We start from the raw sequence: 15,068 nt of genomic DNA on the forward strand, positions 1-15,068 counted from the left end.
GATTATGTGGGCTGACGCTAGGGATTTACCTAACAGATTTCACATTTATGTAAATTCAAATGATAATCGTTGTTATTCGTAAATCATTCTTTATAATGACGGCCAATTCGTTTGAATACATTTGTAAACCCTTTGGTTTATGCCATTTTTATGCGCTCGCGCTGGGGACATTCTGTGAAGACTCGTTTCGCCTACTCATTAATTGCACTTGCACTCGCTCAACATCAGTCGGCATTCGCCGCTGAAACTGTACTCGATAAAGAGGCTCCACAGCAGACCTTGTCTACAAGCTCACCCGTTGCAAGTCCTGCATCGACTGAGCCTGCAGCCTATGAGCAAGTTAAATTGGCTGCACCTGAGCGAATTGCCGTTCATGGCCGCGCGATGCAAATGTACGTCGATAAAGAAACAACGGTTGGCACTAAGACGGCGATTAATGTGATGGAATTGCCGCAGTCGGTGCAAGTGCTGACCGAGCAGTTAATCGTTGACCAAGCAGCGCGCAATATTACCGATTTATACCGCTCAATCGCTGGCGTGAGTGAGTTCAGTTATTCTGGCGTGACCTTTCGCGGTTTCCGTGACGATGCCAACGTCTTTTATGATGGGGTAAGGGGCGATCCCTATTCGGGATTTTCTGTGCCGCAACTGTTTAATGTGCAGCGGGTTGAAGTGTTAAAAGGCCCGGCATCGGCACTTTATGGCGGCGGTGAACCCGGCGGCATGATCAACTATGTCACTAAAAAACCAACTTTTGTTGAGAGTAAAGAACTGACATTGAGCACTGGCAGCGAGGATATGATGGGTGGCTCGCTGGATTTGACTGGCGGCTTAACCAACAATCTCGCCTATCGCTTTGGCGCCTATTATCAGCAGGAAGATAGCTTTCGGAATAATGCCGATAGTCAAAATGCTGAAGTGGCGGGTGGGTTACTCTACGAAATCAGTGATGATACTAAGCTCACCACGACCTTCGATATCATTAAGCAGGATTTAGGCGGCAATCGACTGCGCGGCGTGCCTGTCGATAATGACGGTAACTTCCTTGTTGCGCCATCCTATAATGCCAATGAGAAGAGTGACTTCCAGAAGATGGATGCCGTGGTGCTGCAATCGATTCTCGATCATCAATTTAGCGATAATTTCTCGGTCAAGACTCAGATCCGTTATCTGAATAATGATTCCACGCAGCAATATCATGAATCGAGAGGTTGGGCGACCTTAGATGCCAATAAAAAGCCCATTATGGGTGATGGCACCATAAAGCGTGAATATCGAGTGCAAGCCCGTGCCAACGATGAAATCAGTTTAACCAATGATTTTGTTTATGCATTCGATGCCTTAGGTTTTGAACATGAGTTCCTGTTCGGTGGTGATTATCACTATGTTGAAACCGAATACAGCTACAAGCTGGCGACGGATAAAACGGGCGTCGGCAACCTGAATATTTTTGATCTTAATTATGGTGAAACTGACCCTAGTAGTTACACGCTGCAAGACAAAGATACCGATGGCACCCGCGCTAATCGCTATGGTGTATATGTGCAGGAACACTTGCACTTTAATGAACAGTGGTCATTGATTGCAGGTCTGCGTTTCAGCCAGTTTGATGACTATGATAAAAAGACTGGTTTCTCCTTCAGCGATAACGCGATAACGCCAAGAGCTGGGCTTAATTATCGTCCAATCGATTCAATGTCCTTTTATTTGAATTACTCAGAAAGCTTTAAACCTGCATCACTATCTAATCAAGAGAGTATCAAAATTCACGGATTTTTTGATCCTGAAACGGGTAAGCAAGTTGAACTTGGAATGAAAAATGATTGGCTTGATGGCCAATTTATGACCACGCTCGCGGTGTATCAAATTGAAAAACAAAATGTTGCTCAGTCAAATCCTTTATACACTGGTGATGACGAGAGTATTCCCGCAATGTTCAATATAGGGGAAGTGCGTAGCCAAGGGGTTGAATGGACGTTGGTGGGGGATTTAACCGATAACCTGACTGTCACGGCGAACTATGCCTATAACGAGACCGAAACGATTAAAGGGGTGACGAACGGCAGTTTAACCAACACCTTCGACAGTAAGCACTTTGCCAATGCGCCGCGTCATCAAGCGGGGATATGGACCCGTTACGATATCAATGCACTCGATTCGGCGATTGCCTTTGGTATGGACTATGTGGGCGAGCAGTTCAGCCTCGATGGTCAAATAGTGAAGCCCCATACGATTTTTGACATGAGCTGGACGACTCAGTGGGATCAAACTCAAGTTCGCTTAAATCTTAAAAATATCTTCGACAAAGAATATGCCGTCAGTGGTTTTAGCGAACGTAATGGCCATTTCCCCGGTGAGCCGCGTAATATCACGTTAGAACTGAGTCATAAGTTTTAATGCATTGATGTGAAAATAGCTTGTTCGTTAAGGATGACGAACAAGCTAACCTTGCTCATCACTGCCGTGATTTCTGCCAGTATTTGCTGTCGTTATCATCACCGGCTAATGCTTTTACACTATCTTAATAGTATTTTCCTATTAAGATGATAGCTTCTATCCGTTATCCTTTCTCATTCAGCTTGTTTAGACTCGCCTTATATGAATTATTCGATAAGGTTTTACTATGCACGCCGTCAGCCACTTAGCCTCCAAAGACGCTCAATCTAACGCTAGCCCACAGGTGGCCCTGATTGCAGAAGGTGGTGGTCAGCGTGGCATTTTTACCGCGGGCGTGCTCGATGCTTGGCTTGATGGCGGATTCGATCCCTTTGATTTATTTATTGGTACATCTGCAGGCTCACAGAATCTCAGCAGTTTTTTAGCCCGTCAAAAGGGTTATGCCAAACGTTTGATCCGCGGTTTGTCGCGGCATAAACGTTTCTATCGACTCGGTCGGGGGTTAGTCGGCGGCAATGTGGTCGATTTAGATTGGTATTTTGAGCAGACGCGACAAGGGATGTTTAAATTAGATCTTAACGCGGCGACAGCCTCACTCGGTGATCGGCAGTTACTGATCACCACTACCAATGCCAGTGATCGCAAGGGTTATTTTTTAAGTCCAAGCAGTAAAAGCCAATGGCGCGAATTGCTTAAAGCCTCCAGCGCATTGCCATTTTTGTATAAACAAGGTGTGAAACTCACGCCTTGGCTAAATGATAATGCCTGTAATAGTGACAAGGCCTGTAATAACGGCGAGGCTAATCATGGCGGGTCGCATCACAGCGCAGCATTGAGCGAAGCTATCGACAGTGATTTTTATCTCGACGGCGGCTTAGCAGCGCCTTTACCTGTGCGTGAGGCCTATCGTCGTGGTGCCCGCAAAATTGTGGTGATCCGCACTGTGAGCGAGGATTTTCAGGCGCAATCGGCTTGGGTGCATAAACTTAAATCTTGGATTTGTATTTCTGGCTTTTGCCCGAAAACCATAGATTATCTAGTGCAGCACGAACAAGCCTATCAGGATGAATTGGATTTTATGGCGAATCCGCCAGAGGATGTGGAGATAGTGCAGATTTTTGCCGCTGAAAATTTGCAGAGTAAGTTACTGGGGAGTACCGATGCCGATTTACGCCATGATTACCATGCTGGCATGAGTGCCGGAAAGCAGTTTTTAAGCTTAGATCCGATGGCGTTGACGCAGAGTCATGCTTATTTTCAAACTCAAGTGCAAACCAACGCTCACACTCAAACCCACATTCAAGCTCACTCTCAAATCAAGTCATTCAGTGCGCTGTCGGCCTAGTTTAATTCTAGAGTTAAGACACAATTATGTGCACGAGTAAGCAATAAAAGTAAACAGCATCGAAATACAAAAGCCACCCTAGGGTGGCTTTTGTGGTTGGCTATCTTAACCAGTTTATCAATCCAGCTGATTCACTTAGCTTATTAATTTAGCGTATTAACTTAGTTTATCAACTGAGCACTTTAACGTTAGGCTATTAATAACTTGAGGTGTGTACAGAGCGTACTGCTCGGCCCGATGGGTCGATAATGCCGCGTAAGCTTTCGTCCCAAGCCAGCGCTTCTGGCGTTGAACAGGCGACGGATTTACCACCTGGAACCGTTTCAGCGGCGCCGCTCAATGGATAATGTTCCTCAAAGAAGCAGCGATAGAAATAGGCTTCTTTGGTTTCTGGTGTGTTGTATGGGAAACGGAATTTCGCGTTTGCCAATTGTAAATCATCCACCCGCGCTGCAGCTTGTTCTTTCAAACCGTCAATCCAAGAGTAGCCTACGCCGTCACTGAATTGTTCCTTTTGACGCCATGCCACTTCTTTTGGCAATTTATGCTCAAAGGCTTGGCGCAGAATGTGTTTCTCGATGCGGCCATCCTTAGACATTTTCGCTTTAGGGTTGATGCGCATCGCCACATCCATAAACTCTTTATCGAGGAAGGGCACGCGAGCTTCTAATCCCCAAGCGGCCATAGCTTTGTTGGCACGCAGACAATCGAACAGATGCAGCTTATCGAGTTTGCGGACTAATTCCTCGTGGAATGCCTGTGCGTTTGGCGCTTTATGGAAGTATAAATAGCCGCCAAATAGCTCGTCAGCACCTTCACCCGATAACACCATCTTAATGCCCATGGCTTTGATTTTACGTGCCATTAAATACATAGGTGTCGCGGCACGTATGGTGGTGACATCGTAGGTTTCTAAGTGATAAATCACTTCTTTAATCGCATCTAAGCCTTCTTGGAAGGTGAAATGTATCTCATGGTGAATCGTACCAATGGCATCAGCGACTTTTTTGGCGGCGATTAAATCTGGCGCACCTTCAAGGCCGACAGCAAAAGAATGCAACTGTGGCCACCAAGCGTTGGTTTCGCCATCGTCTTCAATGCGTCGTTTAGCAAAGGTTTGCGTCACGGCGGAAATGATCGATGAATCTAAGCCGCCTGATAGCAACACACCATAGGGCACGTCTGACATCAATTGGCGTTTAACCGCTGCTTCTAATGCGTCACGCAATTCTTCTTGGCTGGCGGGGTTATCTTTAACCGCATCATAGCTTTGCCAATCGCGGCTATAGTATTTAACGGCTTCACCATCTTTTGAATACAGATACTGGCCCGGTAAGAACTCTTCTACGGTTTTACATACTGGCATCAAGGCTTTCATTTCTGAGGCAACATAGAAGTTACCCGCAGCGTCACGGCCTGTGTATAGCGGGATGATACCCATGTGATCGCGGCCGATAAGGTATCTGTCTTGGGCTTTGTCATATAACACAAAGGCGAAGATACCGTTTAATTTATCAAGGAAGTCAGTGCCATATTCTTGATACAGCGCCAGAATGACTTCGCAGTCAGAGTTGGTTTGATAGCTGTACTTATCGCCTAGCTGGGCTTTCAATTCTTTGTGGTTATAGATTTCGCCGTTGACCGCAAGGATCAAACTGCCATCTTCGGTCAGCAGTGGCTGAGCACCGTGTTCAATGTCAACAATTGCTAAACGTTCGTGGGCAAGAATTGCCTTATCACTGGCATAAATACCTGACCAGTCAGGGCCACGGTGGCGCATTAGCTTAGACATTTCTAGCGCGACTTGGCGCAGTTCTTTGGCATCAGATTGGATATCTAAAATCGAAAAGATTGAACACATAGTACAACTCCCACACTGTCTGTCATTTGAGGATGTCTCAATTGAGGTTTAATGTGCCAGCAATTTAGGTATTTGCCAAACACTATTTTTGATGTTTTATCTGTTTATTGGTGTTTTTGTTGATTTAGATGTTTATGTTTAATGCTTTTATTTGAGAATAATTCATTTTATTTACGTTATTTTTGATGATTTGTTTTTATTGTCTGATTTGGCGTGAGGGGTTTTGGGGAATTCACAATGTGTTTTAAAAAAGTGTCGATGATAGAAAAACCGCTAAAAAAGACCTTAAATAATGAGTTGTCCCGTTTAAGTGTTTTATTTTTAATCAATTAATGCGCCCAGTTTGACATCAACCAATGGCATAAGCCTATGCAGAATGGTGTGGCAGGATGGATATTTCGCGATAACTGCATTGTTTGTGAGGTGAAAACAAAAAAGCACATGAATGGTTCATGTGCTTTTCAATCTTGTCTGGCGCTTTGGCTGGCTGAGGAGGCGCTTTATTCAGCTGGTGCTTTATTTCGCAGGTGCGACTAGCGGGCGTCAATAAGAATAAGAGACGGCTAACTAAGCCGCCTCTCACAAGCTGTCACTGACTCAGCCTATTATTTGGCGTCCGTCATAAGCGTCGTTTTAGCTGGGCGCAGACTATTAAACTCTGTGCCTTGATAGTATCCCGGCCAATCTTTGCTGCTACCCAATGTGCGCGTGACTTGGTAGTAGACTTGCAAATCTTGCAGCGCGCCGCTCAAATCCCAGTCTTCATGGTATTCATCGCAGACATTGTGATAACAGCCTTTCATTGTAGCTTGCATCTGAGTTTTATAAGCAGCCGTGGCCTCATCAACGGGGTCGCTACCGCCGCCGGCAAATACCGCTGGGACGCCCAGTTTGGCAAAGCTGAAATGATCTGAACGGAAGAAACCGCCCGAAGCGGGATTTTTTTCACCCATGGCGATGCGGTTCTGTTGTTTCGCCGCATCGATAAGGTAAGTTTCTAACTCAGACTTGCCTTTGCCGACAATCGTAAAGTCCTTGGTTTTGCCGTAGATATTAGTGCTGTCGAGGTTTAACACTGCCACGGTTTTGTCGATAGGATAAAGTGGATTGGCAGCGTAATAGCGCGAACCGAGTAAGCCCTGTTCTTCACCTGTGGTGGCAATAAAGGTGACCGAGCGAGCTAAACCGTGGCCTTGTTTCGCATTGTCGGCTAATTGTCTGGCGATTTCGAGAATACCGGCAGTGCCCGAGGCGTTGTCCATGGCGCCGTTGTAAATCTGATCGCCTGCTTTCGTCTCGTCTTTACCTATGTGATCCCAATGGGCGGTGTAGAGGATTTGCTCGTCGGCTTGTGTGCTGCCGGGGAGCGTGGCGACCACGTTGTAGCTATTCGCGTATTCGGCTTTATTTTTAAAGGCGATACTGGCAGTTTGCTCAAGGGGGACATTGATTGGGCTGTCGGCGGCGCGAGCCATCAAGCTCGGCAGTGATAAACCAGATTTATCAAACAGTTGGGTTGCTGAATCCAATGTAAGCCAGCCTTCGACTTGAATACGGCTATCTTGTTCGGCTTTACTCAGTACTAGATCTTGCTGTGGCCCAGTCCAGCTATTTTCTACCACAGACCAAGGATAAGAGGCGGGTTCAGTATCATGGATGATCAGTGCACCAAGGGCGCCTTGACGGCTGGCTTCTTCAAACTTATAGCTCCAGCGGCCGTAATAGGTCATGGCTTTGCCGTTGAATTTACCCGAGTCAGGGCGAGCAAAGCCGGGATCGTTCACTAAGATCACCGCGATCTTGCCTTTCATGTCGAGATCTTGGTAATCATTCCAACCATATTCGGGTGCGTTCACCCCATAGCCAACGAAGACTAATGGCGCATTTTCAATATTAATGCCACCGTTATCGTGGCGACTGCTGAGCACCAGATCTTTTCGGTATTTAAAGGGTAATCCTGCCAGCGTGACTTGCTGCGCTTCATCTGCGGTATAGCTGACCATAGGCACAGGTTGCAAAAAGCTGCCTTGGTATGCGCCCTTGAGTCCCATCTCTGTAAAGGCTTTAGTCAAATAGTCCAAGGTGAGTTTTTCACCGTGAGTGGTCGGTGCTCGACCTTCAAATTCATCGGATGACAGGGCTTTAATATCATTTCTAAAGCGCGCTTCATTAAACTGCACGGGTTTGAGTTCAGCCAAGGTGCTGTTGTCATCGGGTTGGGATGAATTCGGACTACAGGCACTGAGCATAGCCAGCGCACAGAGTGGATACAGACGTCGCATAGGTTAATCCTACTGTTGTTTTAATTAAGGAATTTTAGATTTCTGTTAATCAATCAGAAGCGAGACTTATCATGAAGCAAGCCGCTGCGAGCCACAAGGCTGAGAAGAAGGTGAATGTGTTACTTAATGTTGCTTTACCCTATGCAATACGCCTTTGGACTAGGCGTGTTGCATAGGTAATGTTTAAACGACTGGCAAGGATGAGTTGCTAGACGTAGGATTAGTCCACTGTGATAATCACACCAGACTACTTTGGGGCAACCCTTACTATAACAACAAAAAACTGATGCGTTTAAGTAAGGGCTGAAAGTCAGAATTACTCCAGTTAAGCGATGGTTTTTTCGTCATTTGGTATCAAGTTAAGAAGTGCTTTTTTTGTTACTTCGAACACTTGAGGCATGTAGTTTTCATCTAATACTAACTTAATATCTATGTCACGATCGTGTAGATCTAAAGCTTGTCTTATTACTTGTTCGTTATGCAGCACCCAATGCTCTAGCACTCTAACTCTGTCGACAAGTCTGTCAGTACCTATAATGGCTCGCGCTGGATGTTTACTCGATGTAAAGCTACCTCCTAAAGGAAGGTATTCAGTTCCATCTTCAACTGTAACTGTTGTATTCCCAGCTTTTTTTCTTAAAATCCTGCGTTCTTCTTGAGTTAGAATTTCTTTACTTCCAGTTTGTAAAATGGCACGTGATATCGCCTGAGGCCAATAGTCATGCAATATTTGTATTAAACTGGTATTTGTCCAAGTGACATTTCCTACTTCTTTTTTCTCATGAAGCAGTATGTCTAACAAGTAAGCATCATCACCATCAAAATACACAAACAGCATGTCATCGCCTTTACCACCTTCCTCGAAATGAATATGGTGGATTCCCCACTCAAAGCGAAGTAAATCCGTTTTATTGTCTTTGTTTTGATGACGTGCTTTTACTTGTTTACTAAGGAAGGGATTTACATCAACACCGTGTGAGAGCATCGAAACCATATTTGCTGTTTCGGGGCGATTCTGTAGCCGTGGAGATATGTGAATGTTCCACTTTTTGATCGGTATTCTGCGTTCAGTCACCGTAAGAAAGTGAAGTATTAAGTTTTTTATATCGTAATGCTTATAGCTAAGGTGAGCTTCTGTAGCACTAATGTGTTGCTTTCTTAGCTCTTCAAAACTTGGTATTGGGTAACCAAAACCTTTTAGCTTTTCTTTGATTTCAGTTTCTAAATCCTTAAAGAAATCCACTTCCATGTTGTGCTCCTATTAATGTGCAAAATTTTACTAGAAGTATTCTATCGCGTTATGCGGATACGGAAAAAATCGGCGGTTGGTATGTCGGAGGTGCAAAAGCATTCTTCATGATTATCCATTCCTGCCGCGCTTAAACTGTTTTGCAGATCCTTACCCGTTTTGTAAGGAATAGCTAGTCAGAACGACCAATGGATTGCCTTGTTCTAAAATGCGCTGGATAAATGTCGCTACCGAAGATCCGTTTATTTAAGGTATTTAGTTTATGGCGCCCAGCACCATAAACGCTGGGCACACATTGGGAAATGAGCTTAATTAAAATGAAGATTTAAACAACATCGATGTCGCCCGCGCAGGCAAACACATGGTTAGGGCGGAAAGGCTCTTTGTCGATATCTTCAAGTTTACTCACGCCACTGGTGACCAGAATGGTCTCAAGCCCAGCTTGGAAGCCCGCTAAAATATCGGTACGCATATTGTCGCCAATGATGACAGTGTCTTCCGAGTGCCCATCAATATGATTAAGCGCCGAGCGAATAATCCAAGCGCTCGGTTTACCCACGTAGAAAGGTTTTTTACCGGTAATACGCTCGATTGGCGAACACAGCGCGCCACAGGCAGGGCTGTAAGCTGGGCCATGAGTATCAGGGTTGGTGGCAATAAAGCGGGCGCCACCTGCCACAAAAGCTGCGGCTTTATGGATCATTTCCCAATTGTAGGAGCGGGTTTCACCGACAATCACAAAGTCAGGGTTGATATCGGTAATGGTAAAGCCTGCTTTGTAGAGTTCATGGGTGAGGGCGCCTTCACCAATAACATAGGCTTTACTGCCTTCTTGGTGCTGTAAAAAGTCAGCGGTTGCCATGGCGGAGGTATAAAAGCATTCTTCAGGAATATCAATACCGGCAGCGCTTAAACGGTTTTGCAGATCCTTTCCTGTTTGTACGGGATAGTTAGTCAGGACGACTAACGGATTGCCTTGTTCTAAAATACGCTGGATAAATTTGTCGCTGCCGGGGATCAGTTTATTGTCGTGCAGTAGTACACCATCGATATCGCAGATAATATTTTTCATCTAATAGTCTCTTGTCATGCCGAGCAAAAATCACTTTTCGTTAAGTTATCTAATGCCACATTGCCCCAGAAAACAATGCTTTTGTGGAAAATAGTTAAAAAAATAGAGACCCTAAGGTCTCTATTTGTGATCTCGCGACCAATTGCTATTTCGCGAAACTAATCAGGCGCGTAACCGCTTGGGCCGATGAGATTGCCATCAAGATAGGCTTGGCCGTTTTGCATGTTAAGACGTTGCTGACTAAACCATTTCACCACGAGTGGATAAATGGCATGTTCTTGCTCATGCACGCGGGCGGCGAGCATGTCAGCGGTATCTTCTTCATAAACAGGCACTTTTGCCTGTAAAATCACCGGACCTGCATCAAGCTCTGGCGTGACAAAATGCACGCTGGCACCATGTTCGCTGTCGTTAGCGTCAATGGCACGTTGATGGGTGTTTAAGCCAGTGTATTTCGGTAACAGTGAAGGATGGATATTGATCATGCGACCTAGGTAATGATTCACGAAATCATCGGTTAAGATCCGCATAAATCCTGCCAACACGATTAAATCAGGTTGGTACTGTTCGATGACTGTCATTAAACGTGCATCGTATTCAGAGCGAGATTCACCTTGGTGAGCTATCACGCAGCTGGTATCAATTTCGCCATGATGGGCGCGCACTAGGCCATAGGCATCGGGTTTATTACTGATGACTCCGACAACTTCGGCCTGCAGATTATCGTCGCAACCGTCGATAATCGCTTGCAGGTTACTGCCATTTCCGGAAATTAATACAACTACACGACAGCTCTGGGGCATTACAGGATCTCCACTTGCTCTTCATTGCCTTCACGATCTGCTATAGCACCGATCAGCCAAGCTTGTTCGCCTTCTGCAGCCAGTAATGCAAGTGCTGCATCCACTTTATCGGCTGGCAGCGCGACTAACATGCCGACGCCACAGTTGAAGGTGCGATACATTTCATATTCTGCAATGTTGCCATTTTCCATTAACCAACTGAAAACAGCAGGCCATTGCCATGAATCGCCTTGGATAACCGCTTTTAAATTATCTGGTAGTACGCGTGGGATGTTTTCCCAGAAGCCGCCGCCAGTAATGTGTGCCATTGCATGTACGTCTGATGCTGCGATCAGTTTCAGCAATGATTTCACGTAAATTTTGGTTGGCTCAAGGAGATGCTCAATTAGCGGTTTGCCATTGAGATCTTGTTGAGGGTCTGCTTGGCTCACTTCTAATACTTTACGTACTAAAGAGTAACCATTTGAATGAGGGCCGCTCGAGGCTAATGCGATAAGCGCATCACCCGCTGCAACTTTGCTACCGTCAATGATGTCGGCTTTTTCAACTACGCCCACGCAGAAACCTGCTAGGTCGTAATCTTCGCCTTCGTACATGCCTGGCATTTCAGCGGTTTCACCGCCGATTAACGCACAACCAGATTGGAAACAACCTTCGCCGATACCGTTGACAACAGACGTCGCGGTTTCAACATCCAGTTTGCCCGTTGCATAGTAATCGAGGAAAAACAGTGGCTCAGCGCCTTGAACGATTAAATCGTTCACACACATAGCAACTAAGTCTATGCCGACAGTGTCGTGTTTTTTATAGTCGATGGCTAAACGCAATTTAGTTCCAACACCGTCGGTGCCAGACACTAAAACCGGTTGCTTGTATTTAGTGGGGATTTCACACAGGGCGCCAAAACCACCTAAGTTGCCCATAACTTCTGGACGACGGGTACGTTTAACGGCAGCTTTAATGTTACTTACCAGTGCATTACCTGCATCAATATCAACGCCGGCATCTTTATAGCTCAGTGGGGTAGGTGTGCTCACGGAGGGATCCTCTCGGGTACATCGTTATTGGATTTTATGCGGCGGTATTCTACCAGCTTGTGCTAGGGGTCGAAAGTCATGATTTGGATTTATGCCCCTCGGCGCAGTATTTTTGGCCGAGTAAAACTGTATTTCAGTTTCTGAGGTCTTGAGATTGGTCACAAAATAGTAAATTAAGGTACGTATCTTAGGCGATTGGGAATTATTCTTGGGAGATAGCTCACGATTAGGCCTAATGGCAAAACTTTATGTTTTACCTAGTAAACAAATCAACTAGAATCTGAAAAATTTGCCTAAAATAATACGCCGAAAAATAAAGTAGGAGAGAAAAATGAAAGTTGTCGAGGTTAAACATCCTTTAGTGCGTCACAAAATCGGTTTAATGCGCGAAGGTGACATTAGCACTAAACGTTTCCGTGAGCTAGCCGCCGAAGTGGGCAGTTTATTAACCTATGAAGCTACCGCAGATTTCGAAACTGAAACGGTGACGATTGAAGGCTGGAACGGTCCGGTTGAAGTCGACCAAATCAAAGGTAAAAAAGTCACTGTTGTGCCGATTTTACGTGCGGGTTTGGGCATGATGGACGGTGTGCTTGAGCATATCCCAAGTGCGCGTATTTCAGTTGTCGGCATTTACCGTGACGAAGAAACCCTTGAGCCTGTGCCATATTTTGAAAAACTCGCCAGTGACATGAACGAGCGTATCGCCTTAGTTGTCGACCCAATGCTCGCGACTGGTGGCTCTATGATTGCGACCGTCGACTTATTGAAGAAACGCGGTTGTACTTCAATCAAAGCCTTAGTGTTAGTGGCTGCACCTGAAGGGATCAAAGCGTTAGAAGCGGCGCATCCTGATATCGAGTTATATACCGCTGCTATCGACAAGTGCCTCAATGAGAAGGGCTATATCCTGCCAGGTCTTGGTGATGCGGGCGATAAAATCTTTGGTACTAAATAACCAAAGCTGTTAAAAATCAAAGTTGCTAAATAATTAGCGTAGCTGATGCTCAGTTGAGCGGATGTACTCAGTAAGGGAGCCTAGGCTCCCTTTTTGTTTTTTGTTTGCCACAGTTATAACAACTTTGTTTTAAGCTGCTAAAGTTTAGCATTAAGACAAATAGTTATTCGCAATTGCAGTTGTTTTTATTGGTTTATTTTGTGGTTTAATGGGACATTACTTAAGTTTTGGGCAAGGCATATTGTCGGTATAACAAGAATTAAGAGGGATTATGGGACATTCGGCACTCAACTGGTTGTTATTACGTCGGTCACTTGCACTTGCGACCCTCTTGTTTGTCATATTCTTGCTGATCCTATTGCCGTTTAAAATCGATAGAGAACACCAATCCTTTGTGTCTTTTGTAAAAACAAAGCAAATCACACCGAGCTATATTGAACTGCTCGGTAAAAGCTTATCCCTGCACGATATCATTGATTTCAATAAATCTTCTTTAGCGCCTTTTCAGCTCGATCCCACCCGATTAATGCTGCCCCAAGGGGTGGAGCTTTCTGCTGAAGAAGCGCAAGTCTTACGCTACTTTGATTATCTCTACTCCAGTAAAAAGACAAATGCAGAAGATATTTTCCTGTATGTGGGGCTTTATCGTAGTGATGCTGTGTATTTTGCAACCCCAATCCCAGAGGACGTAAAAGCGCGGCTGATTAATGACCGTACTTCGACAAATGAGTTTTGTCAGAGCCTGCACTATTGTGCGAAAGACGCGACGCCAGAGTCCTTGGCCGATGGCATAGTGTTATCCATTCCTTATCAAGATGAAGTGACTGGTAAAGTCATTTTATCTATGGCCTCGCCGATTACATCATCTAGCGATCCTAATCATTTTATTGGTGATGTGATTGCCGACACGGCCTTTATGACGTCGGGTTTTATGCGTAATAAACATGTGGAATGGCAGAATACAGATTATGGCACTGAGCTGGTGATCACGACAGATAGCCTTTGGGCTGAACTGACGCCGGAGTTCTTGTTTTATTCGATGACAAATCATTTAGATAACATGACTTCACTGACATACAAAATCAGTATATTTCGTTTTATTGTGTGGAATTTGCCCCTGTGGTTTTTGTTATCTATCGTGATCTTCTTCGTTCAAATTAATATCAATCGTCTTAGGAAACTTCGTACTGAGCGCCAACGGTTTAGTGAAGCGATGTTATTGGATGCTTTTACTCGCACCTACAATAAGAAAGTCTATGAGACCACGCTGTTTGATGTCGCAACTAAGGGGCATTACGCTGTGATCTGTGTGGATGGCGATAAAATCAAAACCATTAATGATACCTACGGGCATAAACTCGGGGACATGGCGATCATGCAAATTGTCGATGCAATGCGCGGCGTATTTCGAGAAAACGATTTGTTAATCAGAACCGGCGGTGATGAGTTTGTCGTCATCTTAGCTAATTGTACTTTTGAACGGGCTTTGGTATTGGCTGAACATTTACGTCAAGCGGTCGCAGAGCGGCAGTTTTTAAATGTGTTGACCGTTTCCTGCGGTGCCGCTGATTCCCAAGACTATGCAAACTTTGAGGCCGTGCTGCAAGCGGCGGATAAAGCGCTGTATGAGGATAAAAAGAATAAGCAGGGTAGCCGTAAGCTCGAAGCGACACGGTAACTATTGTTAGTTATCAGGCTATTTATTGCGTTAACTATTGATATTGAGTTAGCTATTGAGTTAATCATCGAGTGAATTCGTCACGTGACCGCAATAAAGTTGCAGCCGGCAATAAAAAACAGCGCGGAGAATGTCCGCGCTGTCGTTAATTTCTATTACTGCTATTCAATCCCTTCAATCGTGTTTACAACACCATGGCCGCAATCCAGCCAAACACTAACAGTGGAATATTGTAGTGGATGAAGGTGGGGATCACGCTGTCACGAATGTGGTCGTGTTGACCATCGGCATTCAAACCCGCAGTAGGACCTAAGGTGGAATCCGATGCTGGCGAGCCCGCATCACCCAGCGCTGCGGCGGTGCCGACTAAAGCGATTGTCGCCGCC

At 45.2% G+C, this 15,068-nt stretch carries 11 protein-coding genes and 1 pseudogene; 4 read left to right on the forward strand and 8 right to left on the reverse strand.

Features of this window, described 5'->3' with window-relative positions; all coding sequences use genetic code 11:
* Window positions 1–150: 150 nt before the first annotated feature.
* Together BM607_RS03515 and BM607_RS03520 are read left to right on the forward strand one after the other, a co-directional pair.
* Entirely contained in the window at window positions 151–2,397 is a 2,247-nt protein-coding gene (locus BM607_RS03515; protein ID WP_071938875.1) for a TonB-dependent receptor, read from the forward strand.
* A gap of 226 nt (window positions 2,398–2,623) precedes the next feature.
* On the forward strand, window positions 2,624–3,742 hold the full coding sequence (locus tag BM607_RS03520) for a patatin family protein (protein WP_071938874.1): 1,119 nt from the start codon (window positions 2,624–2,626) through the stop codon (window positions 3,740–3,742).
* 196 nt (window positions 3,743–3,938) lie between these two features.
* Here the strand turns inward: BM607_RS03520 and asnB are convergent, their stop codons facing one another.
* The 7 genes and pseudogenes from asnB to purM form a co-directional block, all read right to left on the reverse strand.
* On the reverse strand, window positions 3,939–5,603 hold the full coding sequence (gene asnB, locus BM607_RS03525) for an asparagine synthase B (protein WP_071938873.1): 1,665 nt from the start codon (window positions 5,601–5,603) through the stop codon (window positions 3,939–3,941).
* A 605-nt stretch (window positions 5,604–6,208) separates the two neighbouring features.
* Window positions 6,209–7,885: a M28 family metallopeptidase gene (locus BM607_RS03530; RefSeq protein ID WP_071938872.1), complete on the reverse strand. Its 1,677-nt coding sequence runs from the start codon at window positions 7,883–7,885 to the stop codon at window positions 6,209–6,211.
* Window positions 7,886–8,210: 325 nt separating this feature from the next.
* Window positions 8,211–9,134: a hypothetical protein gene (locus BM607_RS03535; RefSeq protein WP_071938871.1), complete on the reverse strand. Its 924-nt coding sequence runs from the start codon at window positions 9,132–9,134 to the stop codon at window positions 8,211–8,213.
* A 59-nt stretch (window positions 9,135–9,193) separates the two neighbouring features.
* Window positions 9,194–9,356: pseudogene (locus BM607_RS22275) on the reverse strand (UMP phosphatase); the annotation flags it as partial.
* 103 nt (window positions 9,357–9,459) lie between these two features.
* Window positions 9,460–10,206, reverse strand: a complete 747-nt coding sequence (locus BM607_RS03540; protein WP_006081242.1) for an HAD-IIA family hydrolase — start codon at window positions 10,204–10,206, stop codon at window positions 9,460–9,462.
* Window positions 10,207–10,364: 158 nt separating this feature from the next.
* Window positions 10,365–11,009, reverse strand: coding sequence for a phosphoribosylglycinamide formyltransferase (gene purN / locus BM607_RS03545; RefSeq protein ID WP_006087455.1), 645 nt, complete (start codon window positions 11,007–11,009; stop codon window positions 10,365–10,367).
* Window positions 11,009–12,046 carry a phosphoribosylformylglycinamidine cyclo-ligase gene (gene purM, locus BM607_RS03550; protein WP_006081244.1) on the reverse strand — a complete coding sequence of 346 codons (1,038 nt, stop codon included), beginning with the start codon at window positions 12,044–12,046 and terminating at the stop codon, window positions 11,009–11,011. Before purM ends, purN begins: the two co-directional genes overlap by 1 nt.
* A 331-nt stretch (window positions 12,047–12,377) precedes the next feature.
* Between purM and upp the strand changes: the two genes are divergently transcribed.
* Both upp and BM607_RS03560 read left to right on the forward strand, forming a co-directional pair.
* The gene (gene upp / locus BM607_RS03555; RefSeq protein WP_006081245.1) at window positions 12,378–13,004 is read left to right on the forward strand and encodes a uracil phosphoribosyltransferase; all 627 of its coding nucleotides are present in this window, start codon (window positions 12,378–12,380) and stop codon (window positions 13,002–13,004) included.
* Between the two features lie 271 nt (window positions 13,005–13,275).
* Complete coding sequence (locus BM607_RS03560; protein ID WP_012196903.1) at window positions 13,276–14,682, forward strand: GGDEF domain-containing protein; 1,407 nt, start codon at window positions 13,276–13,278, stop codon at window positions 14,680–14,682.
* Window positions 14,683–14,866: 184 nt separating this feature from the next.
* On the opposite strand, the gene BM607_RS22055 is transcribed toward BM607_RS03560, so the two are convergent.
* Window positions 14,867–15,068: Na+/H+ antiporter NhaC family protein (locus BM607_RS22055; RefSeq protein WP_283160773.1), on the reverse strand; the 202-nt coding region annotated here is incomplete at its 5' end.

The sequence above is a fragment of the Shewanella sp. SACH genome, assembly GCF_001887095.2.
Classification (GTDB): Bacteria; Pseudomonadota; Gammaproteobacteria; order Enterobacterales; family Shewanellaceae; genus Shewanella; species Shewanella baltica.

Excerpts from the sequence above, each read along its gene's own strand:
- BM607_RS03515 (WP_071938875.1), top strand. The coding sequence starts at position 151 with ATGCGCTCGCGCTGGGGACATTCTGTGAAGACTCGTTTCGCCTACTCA.
- BM607_RS03520 (WP_071938874.1), top strand. The coding sequence starts at position 2,624 with ATGCACGCCGTCAGCCACTTAGCCTCCAAAGACGCTCAATCTAACGCT.
- asnB (WP_071938873.1), bottom strand. The coding sequence starts at position 5,603 with ATGTGTTCAATCTTTTCGATTTTAGATATCCAATCTGATGCCAAAGAA.
- BM607_RS03530 (WP_071938872.1), bottom strand. The coding sequence starts at position 7,885 with ATGCGACGTCTGTATCCACTCTGTGCGCTGGCTATGCTCAGTGCCTGT.
- BM607_RS03535 (WP_071938871.1), bottom strand. The coding sequence starts at position 9,134 with ATGGAAGTGGATTTCTTTAAGGATTTAGAAACTGAAATCAAAGAAAAG.
- BM607_RS03540 (WP_006081242.1), bottom strand. The coding sequence starts at position 10,206 with ATGAAAAATATTATCTGCGATATCGATGGTGTACTACTGCACGACAAT.
- purN (WP_006087455.1), bottom strand. The coding sequence starts at position 11,009 with ATGCCCCAGAGCTGTCGTGTAGTTGTATTAATTTCCGGAAATGGCAGT.
- upp (WP_006081245.1), top strand. The coding sequence starts at position 12,378 with ATGAAAGTTGTCGAGGTTAAACATCCTTTAGTGCGTCACAAAATCGGT.
- BM607_RS03560 (WP_012196903.1), top strand. The coding sequence starts at position 13,276 with ATGGGACATTCGGCACTCAACTGGTTGTTATTACGTCGGTCACTTGCA.